Annotated in this window: 16 protein-coding genes; 4 read left to right on the top strand and 12 right to left on the bottom strand. The window is 39.0% G+C overall.

What is annotated here, in order from left to right; all coding sequences use genetic code 11:
* Positions 1–22: 22 nt before the first annotated feature.
* The 7 genes from KH364_RS06885 to KH364_RS06915 all read right to left on the bottom strand — a co-directional run bounded on the left by KH364_RS06885 (position 23) and on the right by KH364_RS06915 (position 14,317).
* Positions 23–5,107 (bottom strand): TonB-dependent receptor, encoded by a 5,085-nt coding sequence (locus KH364_RS06885; protein ID WP_273299074.1) that lies wholly within the window; start codon positions 5,105–5,107, stop codon positions 23–25.
* 186 nt (positions 5,108–5,293) lie between these two features.
* Positions 5,294–10,318, bottom strand: coding sequence for a TonB-dependent receptor (locus KH364_RS06890; protein ID WP_273299075.1), 5,025 nt, complete (start codon positions 10,316–10,318; stop codon positions 5,294–5,296).
* 260 nt (positions 10,319–10,578) lie between these two features.
* Positions 10,579–11,469: an AraC family transcriptional regulator gene (locus KH364_RS06895; RefSeq protein WP_337957112.1), complete on the bottom strand. Its 891-nt coding sequence runs from the start codon at positions 11,467–11,469 to the stop codon at positions 10,579–10,581.
* 301 nt (positions 11,470–11,770) lie between these two features.
* Positions 11,771–12,166 carry a YbaN family protein gene (locus KH364_RS06900; protein ID WP_273299077.1) on the bottom strand — a complete coding sequence of 132 codons (396 nt, stop codon included), beginning with the start codon at positions 12,164–12,166 and terminating at the stop codon, positions 11,771–11,773.
* Entirely contained in the window at positions 12,166–13,533 is a 1,368-nt protein-coding gene (locus KH364_RS06905) for a PTS ascorbate transporter subunit IIC (protein WP_009351123.1), read from the bottom strand. Before KH364_RS06905 ends, KH364_RS06900 begins: the two co-directional genes overlap by 1 nt.
* A 31-nt stretch (positions 13,534–13,564) precedes the next feature.
* Positions 13,565–13,840 (bottom strand): PTS sugar transporter subunit IIB, encoded by a 276-nt coding sequence (locus KH364_RS06910; RefSeq protein WP_009351056.1) that lies wholly within the window; start codon positions 13,838–13,840, stop codon positions 13,565–13,567.
* A gap of 21 nt (positions 13,841–13,861) precedes the next feature.
* Positions 13,862–14,317, bottom strand: coding sequence for a PTS sugar transporter subunit IIA (locus tag KH364_RS06915; RefSeq protein ID WP_273299078.1), 456 nt, complete (start codon positions 14,315–14,317; stop codon positions 13,862–13,864).
* Between the two features lie 370 nt (positions 14,318–14,687).
* On the opposite strand from KH364_RS06915, the gene KH364_RS06920 reads away from it, so the two are divergent.
* The 3 genes from KH364_RS06920 to KH364_RS06930 are packed head-to-tail and all read left to right on the top strand — an operon-like array spanning position 14,688 to position 17,492.
* Positions 14,688–15,695 carry an iron ABC transporter permease gene (locus tag KH364_RS06920; protein WP_273299079.1) on the top strand — a complete coding sequence of 336 codons (1,008 nt, stop codon included), beginning with the start codon at positions 14,688–14,690 and terminating at the stop codon, positions 15,693–15,695.
* A gap of 26 nt (positions 15,696–15,721) precedes the next feature.
* Positions 15,722–16,468 (top strand): ABC transporter ATP-binding protein, encoded by a 747-nt coding sequence (locus tag KH364_RS06925; protein WP_273299080.1) that lies wholly within the window; start codon positions 15,722–15,724, stop codon positions 16,466–16,468.
* Between the two features lie 19 nt (positions 16,469–16,487).
* Positions 16,488–17,492 (top strand): ABC transporter substrate-binding protein, encoded by a 1,005-nt coding sequence (locus KH364_RS06930; protein WP_273299081.1) that lies wholly within the window; start codon positions 16,488–16,490, stop codon positions 17,490–17,492.
* A gap of 282 nt (positions 17,493–17,774) precedes the next feature.
* Here KH364_RS06930 and KH364_RS06935 read toward each other — a convergent pair whose 3' ends face one another.
* The 5 genes from KH364_RS06935 to KH364_RS06955 form a co-directional block, all read right to left on the bottom strand.
* A complete protein-coding gene (locus KH364_RS06935; protein WP_199176261.1) occupies positions 17,775–17,948 on the bottom strand; it encodes a hypothetical protein in 174 nt (57 codons plus the stop codon).
* Between the two features lie 461 nt (positions 17,949–18,409).
* Positions 18,410–19,408 (bottom strand): inorganic phosphate transporter, encoded by a 999-nt coding sequence (locus KH364_RS06940; protein ID WP_273299082.1) that lies wholly within the window; start codon positions 19,406–19,408, stop codon positions 18,410–18,412.
* Positions 19,401–20,030, bottom strand: coding sequence for a DUF47 family protein (locus KH364_RS06945; RefSeq protein WP_009351206.1), 630 nt, complete (start codon positions 20,028–20,030; stop codon positions 19,401–19,403). Before KH364_RS06945 ends, KH364_RS06940 begins: the two co-directional genes overlap by 8 nt.
* Positions 20,031–20,327: 297 nt before the next feature.
* A complete protein-coding gene (locus KH364_RS06950; RefSeq protein ID WP_273299083.1) occupies positions 20,328–21,794 on the bottom strand; it encodes a [FeFe] hydrogenase, group A in 1,467 nt (488 codons plus the stop codon).
* 133 nt (positions 21,795–21,927) lie between these two features.
* Complete coding sequence (locus KH364_RS06955) at positions 21,928–23,949, bottom strand: ABC-F family ATP-binding cassette domain-containing protein (protein WP_273299084.1); 2,022 nt, start codon at positions 23,947–23,949, stop codon at positions 21,928–21,930.
* Positions 23,950–24,061: 112 nt separating this feature from the next.
* Between KH364_RS06955 and KH364_RS06960 the strand changes: the two genes are divergently transcribed.
* A complete protein-coding gene (locus tag KH364_RS06960; RefSeq protein WP_054748625.1) occupies positions 24,062–24,382 on the top strand; it encodes a hypothetical protein in 321 nt (106 codons plus the stop codon).
* The last annotated feature ends 45 nt before the right edge of the window (positions 24,383–24,427 follow it).

Consider the following 24,427-nt stretch of genomic DNA (forward strand, 5'->3'; position numbering starts at 1 on the left):
CTGCCTGTTTACAGACTGAATATTAGAACCTGTAGGTCCCTTGAATTCTTGTATAATCGCCTAACTTAAAGCTTTCACTACCATATAAAGTATCTCGTTTATTAGTGCCCTTCGCATCGAATGTGTAGAATGCCTCAAGGAGTAAATCCTTGCGAGGTACATAGCCAGCACCAAATGTAAAGCTGCGAATACCGTCAAGATAACGATCCGGTACCGCGCCAGTACCATTGCCACCGAAGAAGGAGCCATGTTCAAAGTGTTTGTAATCGATGAACGCATTCCAAGATTTTGGAATATCTAGGTCAGCACGACCAATATCTAGACGAGCCATCCAGAAGTGTGGTGTACCACCCATTTCGTGACCTTTAAGAGCAAAGTCTGCTGTGCCACGTTCATGTTGGTATACAGTGTTACCATTTAAATAACGGCCCAAGTTGGAGCGGTTTTGGCCGTAATCAACTGTAACAGATGCATTAGCACCTAATTGATATTTAGCGCCGATACCAAATACATGAGCTACATTGGAGAAGCTATGTTCATCATTACCGTTGCCATTTGCATTTAGGTATGTATGCGTTTTACCGCCAAAGGAGCGTAAATACCACGCTTGTAAACCAAGACGAGAGCCTATTTGTTTCTTATATTGAACAAAGGCGGCTTTATCAATTGCTGGTACACTGTCTTTTTCAAGAACTACCCCTTCTGTTTGAATCAAGTTGCCAATGATTTTACCAATCGCTTCACGTGGTAATTTGTTTTCAGACTCTGCATCATGTACAACCTTTTCAAGATTATACATATAGTTGAACAATGCATTTGGCATGCCCCAACCATAGTAAGAACTACCTTCACCCCAATCATTGGAGGCCATTGTAAAGTTCTTTTTGTAAATCGCATCTTTAGCATCAAAATCGTTAAATACATAGCTACCACTATCGTATTTATATGTTTTAGCACCTAAGTATCCAGTGAACTCATAATCACTAGCTGGTTGTCCATAGTAATCATAAGATTGTTTGAATGTGCCATCTGGCTGTTTAACCCAAACCACATCAAGCTCACTATTGTTATAGTTGCTCCAGTTATCTGTAGCATTATATTTAGCAATTTCTGCTACGGATTGATTGATCTCGTCACTATGTTTTTCAACATAGGCTTTAGGATTTACTAAAGCATCTTTATTATCAGCAGATACGATAAGACCTTTAGCCTTTTCTTTTAAGTATTCAGGGTATAAAGAAGAGTTCACATTATACATAATGTCCCCTGTCTTATAGAGTTTTTCCCCTGTATTCTTATTAGTGATTTCATACATTGCATAACCACCAGATGGAATATCGAGGGAGAATTTCTTCTCAGCCATATCTGTAGGGTATGCCTTAGCAAGAATATCTTGTAAGCGACTCATTACTTGAGCTTGTTTTTGTTGTGTTTCCGCAAGCTTTGCATTAGCCTTTTCAATTTCTTGATCCCGATTCGGATTGCTCCAACTTAGATTCAATGTAGCTTTATAAGCTTCATATTCAGCTTGTAATCCTTTTAGCTGTTGATAGAAGTAGATGCTATCTGTCTTACCTTTATAAGTAGAATCATAAATACCATTAGGGCTATCTGGTGCAGCTGTATCTTCACTAGATTTTTTCTCACCATCAGAACCGGTTTTAGTAGCACTTTCAATATCGTATGGGAACTCATCGCGATTAATACCGATTAACTCAGCCGCTGTTGGCGGTCTGTAGATAACTTCATGTACTGCGTGAGTATAGGCAGAATCAGTGATACCTGTACTATGTTTGAAAGTACCAACACCAATACGAACTTGAGAGTCATGACCGTTCCAAACGGCACGAACACCGTCATAAGATTGACCGAACCAATAGCCACTCGCCCCCATAGGCTCTGTTAAGCGGCCTACAGATACGTCCCATTTTTTAACGCGTCTCGTGAGATCCACTGTATCGAGTCGTTGATGGTTAAAGCCTTTAGAATCAGATTGAGTCCAGCTTGTATCTACACCACTCATGCCAGTCGCACTGCCGATAACTTTGAGGTTTGTAAACTCATTAAGGCGTGCATCGAAGCCAAGGCGCAAGCGTTGTTCAAAGCTATGACGATTAGCATCGTACATATTCGCTTTCGCAGAACCAATAGCAGAGTTCGCTCTAAATGGAGATTGCGGTCTATTAGAACCATCATGTGCCATCCAGCGCGCTCTGTAGTCGCCAACTAATGTAACACCACGCTCTTTTGTGGTATCAAAATCAGAACGAATAAAGTCAGTTAAACGAACTACATCAGCTACGTTTTGTACACCGGATTCAGCATTTGTAACTTCGCCATTAGCGCCCGTTACATTGGCACCTGCTACACTAGCCTTTGCACCATCTTTCGTCTTGCCAATAGCCGTCGTTTTGGTACCATCTCCACCGCCGAATTTAAGGTTAACGCCCATGCGGTATACCCGTTCTTGTGTAGCACGGTCATCATCGCGATGGTTAAAGATATTGTTGATACCAAAGTACATCATGGCATTTTTATTGAATCGTTTTTGAACCATTACGTTCCAAATGCCAAATGTTTTCTTTTCATAGGTTTGCTTATTATAAACGCCTGCATCACCGGACAAGATATCTGGCCAGTAGTTACCGCCATTGTTAAGGGTATTACTATCAAGCATGTTGATATAATAATCACCCCAAATGGAGCCATTCCAACCGGATTTAGGATTGTCATAAGTAATACCGATGTCAACTTTGTGCATTGGTTTATCAAGCAATTGACGAGGCATACTTGGATCACTCTTGTTGATGGCATGCAAGTATGTATACCCTAACTTACCAGACCAATATTTGCCGAACTTTTGTTGTACTTCCGCTTGAACACCTGTGATTTCTGCTTTACCAATATTTTTAAAGCTGTAAATCATATCTGGTGCCCGTTGGTACTTCGCATCGCCTTTGAGGTATGGTGCAAAGTCCATGAAGTCCCCTGTGAAGTATACAGACATATAGTTCTTGATGCGGTTGTGGAATACGCCTACGCGCGCATAAGTATTTTTATTTTCACCTTCCAAGCTCATATCAAAGTTGACAGATTTTTCAGGTTTCAAATTAGGATTACCAGCCCAGTACCAACCGAGTTTCGCTACACCAATCCCTACAGGGTTAGAAGCGTACATTTCCCAGTTATACCACAATTCACCCATACCAGGCTCTGTATAACCAGTACCTACATTGGCTTTAAATCTACGGTGTGTATTACCATTTACGTTATAGGTCATACCTAAGGAAGCAGATAAGTTAGAACCAAACAAGCTACTGTTATCAAAGCGAAGAATTGGAGATAATGTTAAGTTTTTATTTACTTGCCATGTATCAGAAATATAAGCGTTTAACTTGCGGATTGAACCGCTACCAGTAGTCAATCGTTGGTCTCGATTACGGTACTCTTCTAAGAAGGCTTTACCATTTAACTTAGGCGCTTTTTTACGCATTTCTGGGTCATTGGACTCGCCATATTTAAAGTAGTCACCTACGATATTGGCACGTGTAGCAGATAATACAGGGTTTTCTGCTTTTAAACGATCTTCTAAAGCTTTATAACGAGCTTTAAACTCATCCGTTACAGGTTGATTATTAGGGGATGTACTAGACCAATCACTTAATCGGCTTTCAGATAAACCATAATTTATATAGTCATCGTATGTAATACCTGGTTTTTGAGCATCTGTTTCGGCACCATAGTATTCATAATCCATATCCCATTGCGGCATGCCACCACCGGAATTGATGAATTTGTAGTCGTGGATGTGAGAATATACCTTAATACTGTTATCACCCTTACGTCTTACAAGACGATCAAGTTTATCCACTAGCAAGCTCTTATCGTATTCCCATGGATCGATATACATTGTGCTTGTATTAGGAGAGCTCTTCAATCGGCTACCAGAGCCTTCTTCACGAGCATAGCTCACGCCGTAGCTAAGCAAGTGATTTTTGTTGAGTTGTGTATTCGCATTAGCTCGAATGTCTAATTGACGGTGATCGATATTATCGATATAGCGCAACTCATTGGAGCCTTCATAAGCAGAACGACCAGTATAACTAATGAGGGCTACGTCATTTTCTTTGATGCGAGAGTAGTTAGTTTCAACAGTCCAGTCACTTTTACCAGCTCGAGAGGACCATTGCAAGTTTGCCGTATTACGATCTGCAGTACGTTTAAAGTGTTGTTGAGGCTCTAAGTCGGAGTCAGAGTGTTTAACATCGCGCACAAGATCTTCTGTATACCGGTTGAGACGCATTTCAAATTTATTTTTATCGTTTGCATCATAAGTTGCTACAAGACCGATATCGGCCGCATCACCATAGTGGCGAAGTACATTGGGCTTAAAATTATGTTTTGCATAGTCATAAGCCATACCAGATGCACGGCGGCTAACTGACGCCAATACAGGCATGAGGTCTCGTTTACTACCAGATAAACCGACCTTCAATTTCCCCATTTGACCAGAGTCGGCACGAATGAAGAAGTTTTGGAATGGGAACGCATCGCCATCGCTCTTACGGCGCATACCTTCTGCATTTAATTGCAAAGATGGTTTCTTTTGTGCCTTTTTAGTAATGATGTTAACTACACCACCTACAGCATCAGAGCCGTATTTAGCACTAGCAGCACCTTGAATAACTTCAATACGCTCAACATTTTCCGTACCTAACCGTTGTACTTCGTCTGCTGCACCAGAGTACTTATCAAAATCGCCTAGTACGGGTTGCCCATCTACAAGGATCAGTGTGTGACGCGCTTCGGCACCGCGGATGGATACACCAACACGGCCCATAGCATCAACGGTTCTAGATACACCTGTTTGAGTAAATATAATATCTTCGACGGACTTCGCCTGTTTCTTTTCAATCTCTTTCTTGGTAATGATTTGCACTTGCTGTGAGTCTAATTTTGCTGCTTCTTCAGCCCATGTTCCTTTAACATGAACCACATCTGTCGTGACAGTCGCATTATCCGCCCAAACTACGAGAGGCGCGCTAAGCCATAAGGCAACTGCACTAGACAGAATGATGTTGCGCTTTGTATGTCCCCACCTGTTCATTGTGCCCTCCTCAAATTCTAACTAACCATAAGTTTTGTATCTCCCACACAAAAAGAAAAAAGATACACTTTACCAACATATAATGACATTGAATATCATTCACATTTTAATGTTAGCAAAGTGTATCTTGCATATCTACTCCGAAAAGACCAAAAATATACGTTTTGGACAAATCGGAATAAATTTTTAGAATTTATACGTCATTTGGAAACGAGTATAATTCCCAAGTTTGAAGTTTTCAGATCCATATAAGGTATCTCGTTTATTGATCCCTTTTGCATCAAATGTATAGAATGCTTGTAAAAGTAGATCTTTAGTTGGTACATAACCACCACCAAAGGTGAAGCTCTTAATACCATCTAAGTAGCGATCAGGTACGGCCTCTGTACCATTGCCGCCGAAGAAGGAACCATGTGCGAAGTATTTATAATCCACATAGGCATTCCAAGAGCCTGGTTTATTCATATCTGCACGGCCTACATCGAAGCGCAATGCCCAGAAGTGTGGTGTACCACCAACATCACGACCTTTAATATCAAATTGAGAGGAACCAGCTTGATGCTCATAATGAGTATTGCCATTCAAGAAGCGACCAAAGTCACTACGGTTTTGACCATAATCGAAGGAAATACTTGCGTTATGATTTAATTGATATTTTGCACCTACACCAAATACATTAGCTACATTGTTAAATGCATGTTCTTCAGTAGCATTACCATTTGCTGTATAGAAACGATAATCGCTGCCGCCGAAGGAGCGCAAGTACCAAGCCGCTAAACCAAGGCGTGGTGTCACCATATGTTTAACTTGAACATAGGCAGCTTTTTCAATTGGTGGTACTATATCTTGTTGTAATACAATACCAGTCGTTGGAATAACATTACCAGTATATTTACCTAATGCTTCTCTAGGCAATCTACTATGGCCATCAGCCTTTTCAAGAAGACGAGTCAAACCATTAAAATAGGACGCCAATAATTGTGGGTAATGATCACTATTTTTTACATTAATCACATTGGATAAACCGTAATCTTTAACATCAACGGAGTTAACCTTATAAATATTATCTTCTAAGCCATCAAAAGCATTATCGTCGAAGCTAACAGTATAGGTAGCATCTTTGTTAAAGATAAGAGCTGCCCGATCTTGTGCTGTTTTACGGTATGCCGCTTCAATAGCCGCTTTATTTTGGTTGTACCAATTCGTTAAGAATGTTTTACCATTATCTGCTAATACAGAGGTATCGCTCAACTTAACTTCAAATAACGGATCATTTTCAGTTAAACCGATTTTACCAGCAGAAATCTTCGTATTAATGGTACCTTCATCAGGAACCCATTGCTCAGTGTCTTCATCATAACGCTTGTCTTTATAAGTAAACTTAGCGTTAACTTCTGGCATTTCAAGCAACACCTTTTGTTTATCCGCATCAGGACCATAGGCTTTTGCTACAATTTCTTGCATGCGACGAACTACATCAAACTGAGCCGCACGTAATGGCTCACGCTCTTTTGCTACGCGCGCCTCTACCTCTGGTAATTTAGCTTGTAAATTCGCAAGGTCTGCTTTTAGTGGAGCTAATTGGTCTGCTGGCAACTCATCAATAAATTCTTTCCACCAAATATCTGAGTTAAGGTCCTCAATTTTTTGTTTTAAATCCTTAACTTCCCCTTCTAAAGCGCTTTCCTTATCACGCAATGCTTTTAATTGTTGATAGAAATTAATCTTATCCCCTGCTTCAGGTACGATAAGCTCTTTATTACTACCATCAGTATCGCCCGTAATGCCTACGAACTCATCTACCGTAGGAACCCGTTTAAAGTTCGTATAAATAGCATGTATATAGGCACTATCGCTGATACCGGTACTGTGTTTAAAGCTACCAACACCTACGCGAACTTGGGTATTCTTATTAGTCCAAACGCTGCGAATACCATCGTACTCCTTGTTGAACCAGTACCCTGTAACGCCCATCGATTCGGTAATTCTACCTGCACTATGATCCCATTTAGAGCCATGATGTGTTACATCAAACTCTTCAAGACGTTGATGATTAAAGCCTTTAGACCCTTCTGTTTCATGACTGCTGTCTACGCCAGATTGACCAGAAGCACTACCTACAACACGCACATTAGTATTGTCGTTGATACGAGCATCAACGCCGACGCGAATACGTTGATTTAAGCCATGCTCCTTGCGATCAGCCAAGTTCTTCGCTGCATCATCGGCTACATAGCTCGTTGGTGTTACTTTCGTTTCAGGACGATCTGACCCTAAGTGACTATCATTACGCACGCGATAATCGCCTACTAGCTCTACGCCACGAGATTTAGATTCATCAAAGGGGCGTGTAATGAAGTCGGTAAGCACTGCTGGTGGTAATGCTTCCAATTGTTCTTTCGTAAGCTTTGCTTTACTTTCACCAGAGCCTAAACCAAATTTCATATTTAAACCTACACGATATACACGGGCTGACAACGCACGGTTATCGTCGCGATGATTAAAGATATTATCAATGCCAAAGTATACGCGAGAATCTTTATTGATTTTCTTTTGAATCATAAAGTTCCAAATACCATAGGTTTTACGGTCGTACATATCGGCACTACGTCTATTGTTCAAATTATAACGAATAACAGATTTATTGGAATCGTTAGGGTCGACATAGGAAACCATGTAATTACCGCCGCCAGATAGAGAATTACTATCTAACATGCGAATGTAATAATCGCCCCATAAGCTACCGCTCCAACCACTGGCCTTATCTTCAAAGTCTACGCCGATATCAACTTTATGACGAGGCTTATCCAATAGTTCTCTAGGCATATCCTTGTCGCTCTTATTGAGGGCACGCAAATAAGTATAACCTAAACGAGCTTTCCAGTGCTTATTCAATGTTTGTTTTACTTCAAATTGAAGACCTGTAATTTGAGCTTTACCGATGTTTCGGAAACTATAAATCATATCAGGCGCATGACCGAATTTGGACGCCCCTAGCGTAGTGGATTCATCGTATTGTGGATGGAAGTCCATCAAATATCCCGTATTATAGATGGACATATAATTGCGGATATTGTTATGGAACACTCCTATCTTCGCATAGGTATTTTTATTTTCCCCTTCCAAAGACAAATCAAAGTTCATTGATTTTTCTGGTTTAAGGTTTGGATTACCTACCCAATACCAGCCTAGACGAGCTTCACCGCCACCGATAGTAGCGAAGGTAATATTAGGCCCATACATTTCCCAGTTGTAGTACAATTCGCCCATACCAGGTTCTGTATAACTAGTGCCTACATTCGCTTTTAATCGGCGATGTACATTGCCTTTCACATTGTGAGTCATGCCCAAGTTGAAAGACAAGTTAGAACCGAACTTATCACTGTGATCTAAGCGGACAATTGGAGATAAAGTAGTATTCTTATTAACTTGCCATGTATCTTGTACATAGAAGTTAAACTTCTTAATTTCAGCACGACCTGCCGTTTGTTGATTTACACGTTTTAAATACTCTTCTTTAAAATAAGAACCATTTAATTTCAATTGTGTATTATCAAAGCCAGATACAGCGCCATAGTAGAAACTTGGTAAATACGCATCATGTAATGCAGGATAGTACTTGCCATTTGCATCCGTTTTACCTTCTTTATTAGCATGATAATCTTCGATGAAAGCTTTATTTTCTTCTAATAAGCGTTTTGCAAATTGTTGATAACGAGCATAAGCTTCTGGATTAAGCTTCTTCAATGTTCGTTCCGTAGTAGGACCATCAACTAAGCCCATAACTGCAGATGAATCATTATCATTAGAATCTAAATATTGCACATACTCTTCATAAGTAAACTCTGGCAATGTGCTAGGCGTATTTTTGTCGCCATTATACCACTCTTTCTCCTTATTCCATTGCTCTACGCCGGCTTCATTCTTTTTGAAAGAATGGTCATAAATCGTAGAGGATGGCACACCATTTTTAACGGCTAAGCTTTTATCGTAATCCCATGGGTCGATATGACGCTTATAGGTTGTAGGTGCATTTTTAAGACGGCTACCTTCACCAGTTTCACGAACAAAACCTACACCATAGGATAAGAGATGATCTTTATTGAGCTGTGTGTCAGCACCAAATGTTAAGTTCCATTGACGATGGTCTACATTATCAACATAGTTTAATGTATTTTTACCTTCATATGTACTATTGCCATAATCACTTGTTAAGGTTAAATCATCCTCTTTCGTGCGCGTATAATTTACTTCAGCCTTCCAAGAGCTTTTCTTATCTTTGCCTGTATAACTCAAATTGAGATTATTACGATCTAAATCACGCTTGTAATGTACTTGTGGCTCCATGAAAGAATCACTACGTTTTACATAGCGCTCTAAGTCCTCATTATAACGATCAATACGAAGACCTAAGGAGTGATTTTCGTTGAAATCATAAGTCGCACCAAGGCCTACATTGGAGTTTGTACCATAGTAACGTAAAGAGTTCTTTAAGAAACCATGGTCCTCGTCACTTGTCATAGTCGTCGCACGACGAGCTTCACTGGCATAAATCGGCATAATATCACGTTTACTACCGTGAATATTAACCTTTAATTTACCTAAAGAACCTGAGTCTGCGCGCATAAAGAAGTTAGAATATGGCACAACATCGCCATCCCCTTTTTCTCTACGACCTTCCGCATTAAATTGAACGGATGCATTCTTCTTAGGTTTATTGGTGATAACATTAATAACACCACCAATAGCATCAGAGCCATACTTGGCACTGGCTGCACCTTGAATGACTTCTATACGTTCCACGTTTTCTGTACCTAGGCGTTGCAACTCATCGCCAGCACCTTGGTATTTAGCAAGATCCCCCATGACAGGTTGACCATCAACGAGAATCAATGTATGTCGTGGATCTGCCCCCCGAATAGATACACCGACACGCCCCATGGCGTCTACAGTTCTAGATACACCAGTTTCTGTAAATACAATATCTTCAACAGATTTTGCTTGTTTCTTTGCAATATCTTGCTTTGTAATAATTGTCGTTTGTTGCGACTCTTGTTTTGCTAATTCTTCAGCCCATGTACCGCGAACATGTACAACATCAGTTGTTACTGTTGCATTTTCTGCCATGGTAGTGATAGGCATTTGCAACCAATATGCTACTGCACAAGACAGTATGAGATATCGGCTCGCCCGTGTAAATCGCCTATTCATCAGCGCTCCTCCAAATAATATATATCAAACTAGGTATATAAAAATACACTCCGCCACTATTTAATGACATTGAAAATCATTTACAATTTTAATAGTAGCAAAGTGTATCTTGCATATCTACTCCGAAAAGACCAAAAATATACATTTCGGACAATATTAAGTTTTATAACCTACTCGTTCTAAGCCTTGAATACTTATATTTTAAATATTACTAACACCATAATGCATGCCTTGGCTTGGTACAGCTTAACTTAAGGTATTTATACTTTACGATAAGCACTAGGCGTTACACCTGTGGCCTCTTTGAATGCACTAGTAAATTTACTACCATTCTCGTAGCCTACGGCATTAGCAATTTCTAAAATAGATCGATCTGACTCTTGAAGCAAGCGCTTAGATGCATTAATACGGCATTCCTTTAAATAGTGATGGATTGTCGTACCATATACCCCTTTAAAACAACGCTTTAATGTTGATGTAGGAATATCAAACTGTTCAGACAAGGAATCTATGGTTATCCGTTTCATAAACTGTGTAGATATATGTTCATTAACAGCTTTTACAATATCTACTTGTTGTTTACGGTAGGAGCTTCTCTTTTCATGATTAGCTGTCGAAATAACAGATAACAGTAAGAAGATTTCAATAACTTTTAATTTAAAATAGTGTCCCTTAATTTGATCAGGCACATTATATAAACTAGAAAAAATCTGACGAACAGATTCAGTCTCTTCCATCATCATACCAAAGTCAGAATGCTCACAGAATCGATTTGCTAATTGAGTCAAATCGATGCGCGCTTCAGTCACAAGTGCATCTAATACGGGTTGAGCCTTTTCAACATCTACGAGTAATACAATCCCTTTAAAGAGCTTTGTAGGGAAGTAGTTCTCATGTTGATAATCAGCATGAATATGCCATCCTATGGACATATCACCTGGCCCCATATATAAATAGTCACCAGATGTAAACTTGCACTCAATGCGCCCCTCTTCACAATGATTTATGGCAAACGTCTTTGTATGTGATTTTGCATAAAATTGAATCGTTTCTTGCTTCACATCAAGGAACATCAAATCGATACCGTCAAACACTGTATGTCTCGACATAGAATTTCCTGCATGTGAAACTGCATGATTATGTGGATTCATACGATCACCATATACACAAATACTATAAAAATTAATAAATACATAATTATTATAGTATACTTATTGATATCCATTGTCAAATTATAAATAGTAATAATTCATTTTTCTTTAATAATATAAGTTTTCCTATTTGTAATCTATATAAGATATTTTCAGTAATATATAAGACTTTGTTCATTAGACTCTATGCATTACACCGCCTACCTATGTATTATTGATTTTACAATAAAATAAGCCTTGCAAGTTAAACCAATGCAGTCTAACTTACAAGGCTATATTCAGAATTATCAGAGATAATTCTTTATTTTTTTGTTTTTACAATAAAGGCTAATGCTATTACATGACCAATCCATACGAGACCCATCACGATAAGAGCAACTGGCATATTTTGACTAAAATAGGCGCCGATAGCCATTATGGTAGTAACAGAAGCGAGAATGGACAACTTTGTCCGCAATGTCAACGCTTTATCGCGTTCATAAGCACCAACAGTCTTTTGATATAAACTAGACTCCAAAAACATTTTATGAAGTCGTTCAGATCCTCGGGCTAAACAAAATAATGCTAGCATATAAAGCGGAACTGTTGGCAACAGTGGTAGTACGATGCCTGCTGTACCGAGGGCAAAACTGATTGCACCAATGGTCAGAAATACATATCTAACTACAACATTACTATGTTGCATAGTTGTTTTCATTAGTCCTCTTCTACGTAGTTAATTACTTTACCTTTTGTTTTGATAAAGTTAGGAATGATAAGTACTAATGCGGCAATAGCTACGATACCATAAATACCAGCCATACCCACCCATTCATAAGCATTGCCTAATACAAGGCCCATTACGGCAAAGTCCGCATCACCAAATGTAGTATTTTGGAAGCCTAATTGACCAAGAACTGGAAGCGCCATCGCTGGTAAGAATGTAATAGCTAAGCCATTAAGGAATGCACCTACTGCGGCACCACGACGACCACCTGTAGCATTACCATAGATACCTGCTGTAGCACCACAGAAGAAGTGTGGTACAAGACCAGGAATAATCAATACACCGCCTACAGCACCAAGGATAAGCATACCGATGATACCGCCGATGAAGGAGCTAAGGAAGCCTAATACAACAGCTGTTGGAGCATATGTGAAGAATACAGCACAGTCTACAGCTGGGATGGCATTAGGAATAATTTTTGTAGCAATACCTTGGAAGGCAGGAATCAAATCGCCTAAGATCATACGTACACCAGAGTATACGATTGTTACGCCTACAGCAAAGTTCATAGCGCTCATAACAGCATATAAGTAAGGACTCATATCACCAGATAAAGTAGATACGAATTCAGAGCCTGCTGCAATAGCTGCAATCAAATAGAATACGATCATAGTCAATGCAGTAGATAATGTAGAGTCACGCAAGAAGCCCCATTTTTCAGGGATTTCAATATCTTCTGTGCTATCTTCAGCTTTACCTACATATTGAGCAACCCAAGCAGATAGATAATAACCTAAACTACCAAAGTGACCAATCGCAATTTCATCACCATCAGTAACTTTAGATGTGTAGCTTTGACCAATCGCTGGAGAAATTGCAGACCATGCGCCCATCAAGAAACCACCCACAAGGATGAGCTCCATACCGGACAAACCTGCAGTACCGAGTACGGCAGACATGAGACATGCCATAAACAAGCTGTGATGACCTGTTAAGAACACATATTTGAACTTGGTGAAACGAGCAATACATAAGTTCATCAATAAGCCTACTACGAGAATAGACATCGTTTCAACGCCAAGAACCTTTTGTGCCACCGCCACGATAGCTTCATTGTTTGGTACAACGCCAGTAATATGGAAGCCATGTTCAATCATCTTGCCTAGTGGATCAAGATTGCTAACGATAACGCCAGCGCCTGCTGCGAGCATTAAGTAGCCAAGAATCGGTTTCAATGTACCTGTCATTACCTTATGAAACGGACGTTTCAAAGCAACTAAGCCTACACATGACATAATACCAATTAAAAGTGCTGGTTGAGACAGCACGTCACGTAAGAACTCTAATACCATTTCCATGGCACTACCTCCTATATACAGTTGTTAAAAATTATTGCGCAGCTTGTTTTAATGCTTCAAGAACATCTTCTGTGATTTTCTTTTTATTAATATAACTGCGAACAATAGCGATATTTTTACCTTCGAATTGTTCTGCTAATTCTTTTACAGTTACGATAAGATCAGCCTTACGACCTTGTGCTGCATTAAAATCGATAGACTCAACTTGTGCATCAATACCGTTTTCAGCACAAATCTCTTCGATTTTCATTTTTAGCATCAAGCTAGAACCAATGCCATTACCGCATACAGTTAATACAGAAATCATATTTGCCTCCTTTTATATCTATTATTGATCGTCTAAATGCTCTGCCAAGAATGCTTGTACATCATCTATACTTTCAAACTCAACGGCGGCATCTAAAAATTCTTCATCCTCAAACAAAGTAGCGATATCTGTCAATAATTGAATATGTTCATCCTTATTAGGAGCACATAAGAACAATGCTACAGATACAGGGTCATTATCTGGGCAACCAAAGTTCAATGGTTTTTCCAACGTTACTAAGGCTGTACCTACTCGTTTTGCGCCATGTTCAGGACGAGCATGTGGCATCGCAAGACCTGGGGCCAATACAATATATGGACCCATTTCGCGTACCACCTCAACCATAGCCTCTGTATAAGATGGATCAGTAAAACCAGCATCAACCATGAGTTGGCCACCGTGACGAATTACCTCTTCCCACGTTTCAGCGGGATAGTGAAACGATACATTATCCTCGGATAATAAATCTTGTAACAAGCTAACACCTCCTAAGCTTACATCTATACATATAATTCTATTATAGCTATTCTAAGCAGTTTTTCATATATCAAAATAACAATAAGCTTATAAAAATGAATAAATCTAACATCAAAATAATCATTTTATAATTTTTTAATATCAACCCAACACATGAATATCCACTCATATTATTTCACTAATTATACTTAAATTATTCAATACCATTACACTATCAGCTCTACATCTAGACCTTTAAGCATCATAAAACTTCTATAGAATATCTATACTAATTGTACCTATACAGGTATGTATATTGTATATATATTGAAAACTCTCTATACTTAGATGAGGTATATTTCACCTACACAAAACAGAATAAGGAGAATTTATGCAGACTTCGGTAAAAGTATTCATACTAGGGGTACTACTTTGTATTTCCTTAGTAACAGCTTTGCAATTTGGGGCTAATTTTATCCCTTTAGATCAAATTATTTCAGCTCTTGTGTCGATGATTGATCCCAACGCCAAAGCTTCGATGACAGATACGATTATTACAGATATACGCTTACCACGACTTATCTACTCGGTACTGACAGGCATTGGCCTATCGCTTGTGGGTTTGTTAATGCAAACGGTAACAAGAAACGCACTGGCTGATCCTTATGTATTAGGTGTTTCATCAGGTGCTAGTACAGGTGCCGTCTTTGCTATCATCATGGGTGGTCTTCCCTTCTTAGGCCAGTATAATACGCCTATTTTTGCCGCCTTAGGCGCTGCTCTTTCCATCATAATGGTATTACTCTGTGTCGGTAAAAGTAACAGCCCTGTAAAGCTCATCCTCATAGGTATGGGTATGACTGGTGTATTCTCGGCTTTAACTATGATGATTATTTACGGAGCCAAGCACGAGGCACAAGTTCGAAGTGCTATGTTCTGGCTACTAGGTAGCTTCGCAGGCATTCAATGGGGTGATTTACCATTAACGGCTATTATTGTAACCTTGTTTATGCTATACATCTATATGTTTAATCAAGATCTTGATGTGCTACTACTAGGTAATCATGAAGCAGCACAAATGGGCTTATCAGTTAAACAGTTACAGCTAAGCATCGTTATTATATCCTCTATTGTCATTGCCACATTAGTATCAAAAGTGGGGGTAGTCGGCTTTATAGGACTCATAATTCCACACCTCGCTAGAATTATGGGTGGTCCTAAGCATAGAAACACATTACTCTTTAGTGCTCTAATCGGTAGTATCGTCATGATATGGTCAGATGTATTATCAAGAGCGCTGTATAGTCCGGAAGAAATTCCAATCGGTGTTCTTACATCCTTACTAGGGGCTCCACTCTTCATTTGGATTATTATGAATCGTTACAAACATAATGGTTAGTGTATATCATGTCTACAGGAGATACTATGTATCAAATTAATCAGCTGTCCTTCTCGTATGAGAAAAAGGAAGTGTTAAAGAATATTTCTGTAACATTTCCGGCTAATAAAATAACAGCCATAATTGGACCGAATGGATGTGGTAAGTCTACACTACTTAGCCATCTATATCGGCTTCAACCATCTAAAAACAAAATTATATTAAATGATAAACCCTTAGAGTCTTATAAAGGTCGTGAGTTTGCTCAATTAGTAGCAGTTTTAACACAGTCTAGGGACTCTATGATCGATGATTTTCTCGTAAAAGATATCGTCCTCATGGGCCGTTATCCATATAAGCAACACTTCGGCACCTATAGCGCAGAAGATGTAAAGATCGCAGAGCACTATATGAACGAAGTAGGCATTACACATTTAGCTGACGAAGAAATTCATCATCTCTCAGGTGGCGAAAAGCAACGCGTTTTTATTGCGAAAGCGTTAACACAAAAACCTCAAATACTTCTTTTAGATGAACCTACTAACCATCTAGATATGAAGTATAAGGTAGCACTTATGAAACAATTACGAGCTTTCAATGGTACAACGATCGTAGTTCTACACGATTTAAATCTAGCGGCTCAATATTGTGATCATATCGTGATTATGAATCAAGGAACAATCCTCAAGGAAGGTTCCCCAACTGAGGTACTAACACCTGAAATTCTTGAACCTATATTTGAAGTTCCGTTCAAAACCTCTTGGGATGAAGGGCGCTATCACTTATATTATTAATTAAAAGAAAGGGCTTACTATGTTCCAAAATTTAAGAAAATCAAAAAAATTAGTATTAATTGCTATGGCATGTGCCACATTTGCTATCGCCGGTTGTGGTTCTGACACAACTAAAAACACGGCTGACAACGGCAAATCTGTAACGTGGAGTGAAACATTTGACGGTACAAAAACTGAATTTGCTGTAAAATCCTCCCCTACTCATGCTGTATCCATGTCTCAAGCAACGACAGAAATGATGCTTCAATTAGGCCTTGAAGACAAAATGGCAGGCACTGCATTTAAAGAGGAAGAAATCTATCCACCTCTTCAAGCATCTTATGACAAGGTAAAAGTATTAGCAGAAAAATGGCCTTCTTACGAAGTGTTCATGTCCGTAAAACCTGACTTTGCTACAGGCTGGCCTGACTCTTTCAGCAAACGTGCTATCCCTGCTGACAAAATGATTGCACAAAAGGTTAATATCTGGCTTCCTGAATCTATGTTATCTACTAAAGCAGATCTAGAAACTAACTTTAGCGACATGATTAAATTAGGTGAGATCTTCGGTGTTAAAGCGAAAGCTGAAGAATGGGTTGCAGGTCAACGTAAAACATTAGAGGCTATCCAAGCTAAATTAAAAGACTTACCTCGTAAACGTGTATTCATTTATGACTCCGAAGACGGCCAACCATTCACAGCCTTCGAAGGTTACACTACTAACATATTGAAACTCATCGGTGCTGACAACGTAATGAGCGGCTTAGGCGTTGATAAAACATGGGCTAAAGGTTCTTGGGAAACAGTAATCGCGCAAAACCCTGACTACATCATCATAGCTGACTATGGTAATTCTATTCGTAACGACGACGATTTCCAACAAAAAATCGAAAAAATCAAAGCAAATCCTCAACTTCAAGATATTACAGCAGTTAAAGAAGGTCACTTTATCCGTGTAAAACTTTCTGAAATCACTCCTGGTGTACGTACAGTTGATGCCCTAAAACGTTTAGCTGAAGAAATTCACGGTGTAAAAATCGACTAATAAACTATAGTGATTCAAAAATTCGCTACGTAATATAAGGATTCCTAAAATTATAGCAATATAACAATCGAAAAAGGTCCCAATTCAAATGAATTGGGACCTTTTTCGTACTACTTGTATTGCACACAGCATATGATTTAGAGAGTAGAGATGTGTTGTAGTTGAAAGATTTAGGAATAATGAGTTATTGTAAATTAGATTTAAAGTTTATTAAGTTGTATATGCTGTGACAATGCCTAATTAGTTATGTATGTGTTTATATATTTATCTATCTATATATATTTATGCGTTTCTAGTACATTGTTGCCTATATCGTTTATCATTATTTGCCTTAATGGCCATGATCAAGGGTTTTAGTGAAAGAAATTCTTCATCACTGAGTCGAATAGTTCTACCAATACGTTTAATAGGATTACGTGGGCGCCCGGCACCGCGTCTAGTTCCACCCCATGCCATATACTTACCTCACTTTTCACTTAAAAAACTCCTTCTACCGATAGTATAACCTCCATTACATAAGTATGCAATAGTTATTCATTTTAAACAAACCAAAAACAACCTATAAACGAGTAATAAACTGCATTTATTAACAAAACGCATAATTCACAAAACCACATATTTATAAGTTTTTCTTCCTATACAACTTGAATTCCAACATCAACGTTGCCAAATATAGATAAATCGCTTTTATAGAATATAGTATTTAAAACCAGGCAAAATCTAACTCTATTACCTATTTATAAGACACGATTTTATTAATTGAGATACCTCAAAATTTAACGACTCATATAATAAACAGTATATTCTAATTACAACATACTATTAAAAATACTTTTTCAAAGTATAATTTAGGTCCTACAAGAAAAAAAGACTGCTTTCGCAGTCTTTTTATTGTTATATAGTTATGTAGTTATGTATTAACCAAATAGTAAGTGACCTACTTCGTAAGCGACGGCAGCTACGATACCAGATAATGGAATTGTTACAAACCACGCCAATACCATAGATCTTGCTACGCCCCAGTTAACAGCTTTCAAACGTTTAGAGGAACCAACGCCTAATAAGGAACCACTTACAACGTGTGTAGTACTTACAGGTAAATGTAAGAATGTAGCTGTAAAAATAGTGATGGCAGAGTTTAAGTCAGCAGCGAAACCATTGATAGTTTCCAATTTGAAAATCTTAGTCCCCATAGTAGAGATGATTTTCCAACCGCCTACTGCTGTACCCATGGCCATAGCCGTAGCACAACAAAGTTTAACCCATAATGGTACATCTAATGTATCGATAAAGCCACCGCTAAGTAATGTTAAGGTAATAATCCCCATCGCCTTTTGCGCATCATTAGAACCATGAGAAAAGGCCATCATGATGGCAGATACAATTTGCATGGATCTAAATCTATCATTCAATACGATTGGAGAAAATCTACCAAAGATAAGCAACAATACTTTCATCACAATATAGCCACCAATCATGGCTACAATTGGAGATAAAATAAGGGATAAGAAAATCTTTATAATCCCTGCCTCATTTAAAGCATCGAACCCTACGGACCAACCTACAGCACCGATAATACCACCGATAAGAGCATGAGATGAGGAACTAGGAATCCCCCAATACCATGTAAGCAAGTTCCATGTGATAGCACCAATAAGAGCTGCTGAGATAATCGCACTATTAATGAGAGACGCAGACATTACGATATCACCACCGATTGTCTTTGCTACGCCTGTACTAACCATGGCCCCCAAGAAATTGAGTGCCGCAGTCATCATAATTGCCTTTTTAGGTTCAATAGCACGGGTCGAAACAGATGTAGCAATGGCATTCGCCGTATCGTGGAAGCCATTGATATAGTCGAAGGCTAATGCTAGAAATACAACTAGCCATACTAAATATTGAGCATCAAGCATACTTCAATACTACCCGGCGGAATGTACCAACCAAATCTTCGCAACCATCGATTACATCCTCCATGGCACTAAGGATTTCCTTCCATTTGATAATTTCAATTGGATCTGTACACTCAGTAAAGAGTTTTGCCATTTCTTCGTGGTAAATATTATCCGCTTCAGACTCAAGTTTCAATACTTGGTGTACACGGCCTTCTACCTTCACATGGTCCTTTTTAAGGCTACCCATGTAACCGATAGATTTATTGATATGCTTAACGCATTTTACAACGATTTCACTCATGCGGATAGCACCATCACTAGGTTTACCTACGTGATACATAACCATTTTGTCCATAATTTCTTTGATATTATCCAATGTAGTATCCAATTGGTCGATCAAGAGCTGAATATCTTCACGATCCATTGGAGTGATGAATGTTTTACGCAAACGTTCTACAGTTTCGGTTACTAATTCATCGGCAGCTTTTTCCTTTGTATCAATTTCAAGAAAAGCCTCTTCTTTAGAGATTTCGCCTTTAAACACACGTTCCATCATCTCTGCGCTTTCATATGTAAGAGCAGCATGATTTTCTAAAATACTGAAAAATTTTTCTTCTTTTCCTTTTAATTTAAAAGCCATGAAGATCCTCCTGAAACAGTATTGATTGCTTCTATAATAATATCTTAATTATAGCACACTAACTGTAAATCCTAAACAAATTTACCAATCTCTATATTTTAACCTCTATGCGTATATAGCATATGTGTTGTTCAACTATGTGAAAGTTTTATTATCTATAGGTACGCCATAAAATATCATCATAAAATATCATCATAAAATATCATCATAAAATATATTTCCAAGATATGTTTCAAAAATATGTTTCAAAAAAAGCAGATAGCTGACTAAATCATCAACTATCTGCTTCACATTTTATTAATTCGCTTCCGCTGCTGCTTTAGCCGCTTCTGCTGCCTTTTTCAAATTAGGCACAGATGTTGGACATGTAGCAGGCGTACAAGCACCATTAGGACCTAAGTCTTCTGCACGGCTCACAAATGTAGTATGTAACATGTGATGTGCTTTATGGCTCATAGGTTTGCCATCGAAGAACTCAGCATATAATTTTTGGATATCTGGATTATCACAAGAAGCTTTTACTTTTACTTCCGCATCACGAGTGTACAAGGAGGCAATACGAGCTTCACGAGCTTTGTCTGCCATTGGTAATTTAACGCGTGGTTGACCACCACCACCGATACAGCCGCCACGGCAAGCCATGACTTCGATGAAGTCATAATGGATATTTTCTGCACGCATGCGTTCGATGAATTTACGCAAGTTGCCTGTACCATGAACAGCCGCTACATGTAATGTTTTGTCCCCAATGACTACGTCTGCTTCACGAGCACCATCCATACCGCGAATTGCTTCGAATGGGATCAATGTTTGAGGTGCATCTTCACCAGTTGCTAATTTGTAAGCCGCACGCATAGCCGCTTCCATAACGCCACCAGTATTACCGAAGATGATACCACCACCAGAGGCTTCACCCATCAATGGATCAAATGCGGAATCTTCAAGTTCATCAAAGTTGATTTCTTCTGCACGTAGCCATTTTGCAAGCTCACGTGTAGTAATACAGTAGTCTGTATCGCGCATTTCTGGTACATCCCAGTATTCAGCAGAGGAATTCATTTCGTCACGACGAATTTCAAATTTCTTAGCTGTACAAGGTGTTACTGCAACAGCAACGATTTGTTTTGCATCAAGGCCCATTTTTTCAGCAAAATATGTTTTTTGCGTAGGCGCTTGCATTGCAATTGGACTCTTAGCAGTAGACAAGTTTGGTAAAAATTCTGGATAGAATGTTTCAGCAAACTTAACCCAAGCAGGACAACAAGATGTGAATTGAGGCAATACCGCATCACTGTTGATAACACGTTCCAACAACTCAGATGCTTCCTCCATGATAGTCATGTCAGCACCAAAGTTTGTATCAAGGATATAGTCGCCACCCAATTTACGAAGAGCAGCTACCATTTTACCTTCTACGAATGTACCCGCATCAAGGCCAAACTCTTCACCTAAGCCAACACGTACAGCAGGTGCAGTTTGGAAAAAGACAATTTTATTAGGGTCAGCAATAGCTGCTTTTACTTCATCAATTTCGCTGCGTTCATTAATAGAATCAAATGGACAAATAGATGCACATTGACCACAATGAATGCAAATAGGATGATCCCCATTAGTGGTTAAATCATAATAATCAAATACGCCCATGTCTACAGCACAAGCTTTACGACATAAAGAGCAATTTTTACATTTAGACAAATCTTGAACTAATGCAATATTTCCGTCTTCAATTGGTACCCGACGGTCTAAAAATTCATACTTACTCATGAGTTTCCTCCTACTTAGGTAACGTTGTTATCGTTAATCGAAGAAATTATACTATAGAATGTGACTTTTATCAATAAAAGTACTTGTAATTCCTTTGCATAGCAGGTATTAGTAAATCGCATGATACGTGGATTTATAGACGTTCTTCCAATTCCATCCACCGTTCGGTGAGCGCATCTATTTGGGATTGAGTCTCTTCTCGCTCAGCCAGCAAGGCTTGCATTTTCTCATAATCAGTAGCGACTTGGCCTATCATCACATCTAGGCCCTTAACTAAATGCTCCAGCTTTGGCAACTCATCCATAATGTTCGCATACTCTGCCTCTTCTGCTTTATTGAGGCCTTTCTTAGGGGATTCTTTGAAAGTATCTGCTGTATTTATAATTATACCACTATTATCTCCAGATGTATTGGAGAATTTACTTTGATTATCTCTAGAGTCATCAGTATTGGTATCAACCTCCTCAGATTCTGTCCCCCTTACAGTTTTGGCACTAGTAGCTGTGCTACCATTTGTCATATAAAACGGACGTTTTCCACCACTACTTTCATCGAGAGTATCCTTATAATCAGAATAGGAGCCATGAACAATTTCAATGTGACCATCACCAGTGAAGACAAATAGTTTATCTACTACGCGGTCAAGAAAATACCGATCATGACATACGGTAACGATGACACCGCTAAAAGAGTCAAGGAAATCCTCTAGCACCTCTAAGGTGGGGATATCAAGATCATTAGTCGGTTCATCTAGCAATAATACGTTAGGCGCGCTCATAAGCAATTTTAAGAGGTATAAACGGCGACGCTCGCCACCTGAAAGTTTGCGAATCGGCACACCATGAAGTTCAGGTGTAAAGAGGAATCGCTCTAAGATTTGACCGGCACTCAAGGTAGAACCATCACCGAGTACCATATAGGAATGGTCTTCACGAATATAATCGAGAACACGCATATCTTCGTCGAATTCTGGTAGTTCTTGTTTAAAGTGAGCAATACGAACCGTCTCTCCCTTACCGATAGTGCCCCTTGTAGGCTCATAGGTACCATCAAGAATATTCATAAAGGTAGACTTCCCTACACCATTAGGCCCTACAATACCAATACGATCATGGCGCACTACATGATAGGTAAAATCTTTGATCATAGGCCTTTCATCAAAGTAAAACTCTAAATGCTCGATATCAAAAATAGTTTTACCTAAACGCGTCTTTAATGCAATGGGATCCATTTGGTCTGGACGACGCGTTTTCTCCATATTCTTTAGTTTTTCATAGCGGTCTAAACGAGCCTTTTGTTTTGTAGTTCGCGCCAAGGCCCCGCGGCGAACCCATTCAATTTCTCGTTTTAAAAACTGGCGGCGTTTCTCTTCTGTAGCAGCTTCCCGTGCTTCTCTGTCAGCTTTCAAAGCAATGAACTCTTCGTAGTTCCCATCATATTGGTACATGCGTCGATTAGATAATTCCAAAATACCATTACATACAGAATCAAGGAAGTATCTATCATGGGTACTGATTAAGAGCCCTCCTTGTCGGGCACTTAGATAGGACTCAAGCCAGTCGATACTGTCTTCGTCTAAATGGTTTGTCGGTTCGTCTAGCAATAATAAATCGCAAGGATATAGCAGAGCTTGACCAAGTGCTAAACGGCGTTTTTGACCACCCGATAACAAGGCTACCTTTTGCTCTACATCGGGAAAGCCCAGTTTAAATAAAATAATACGAGCCTCCTGCTCTACTTGCCACCCATCTCGGTGATCCATTTGTTCTAAAGCATTCATATAGTTGCGAGACAATTTAGCATCATCTCCACCAGACTCTTGCATTTGACGGTACTCACGACTAATACGTTCAAAGGCTTTTACCATTTGTAGACGAGGATGGTCCCCATCTAGAACGGCCTCTAATAAGGTAGATTCCGCATCAAAATCAGGTGTTTGCGCCAAGTAATGGATAGACGCCTTGCCATTGCGCTCAATAGTGCCCTTATCAGCCTCCATTTGACCTGCCAGTATTTTCAAGAACGTAGATTTCCCTGTACCATTAATGCCCACAAGGCCTAGTCTTTTTTCAGTGGTAAATGTAATATTTACCTCTTTAAACAACAGCCTTGTGCCATATGATTTCTCTATATTTTGTAAACTAATAACATTCATGTTATGCTCCTATTTTGTAATTCTGTTACTTATTATACTACACATTACCATTGACAGTAACATTCACCCTCAGTAGAATAAACGTAACATATATATTCATGAGGAGGTCCACATGGCGACGGATATGCTTTTAGACTTTTATGAAAGTATTAACTTTGAACTTATCGACATCGATGGGTATGACACATTATTTACAGAGCTTTTAGAAGATGGCACCTATGCAACTGTGTCTGACGACGACGGTCATATGCCTGAGGACTTGGAGACACCAATCGTATTCAATGTATACGATGATAACGACTCCTTCCAATGGAGTGTGACATTAGATGATTCCTACCAATTAAAAGATCTCTTAGATAGTGCTGAAAGCACAGATGAGTTCTTAGAAACACTACAAAGAATTAGAGAAGAACATATTGAGCAATACCAATAATACAAAAGCGATGACCTTTGGATCATCGCTTTTTTTACTATATAT

The organism is Veillonella sp. oral taxon 158 (assembly GCF_018376515.1).
Lineage (GTDB): Bacteria > Bacillota > Negativicutes > Veillonellales > Veillonellaceae > Veillonella > Veillonella rogosae.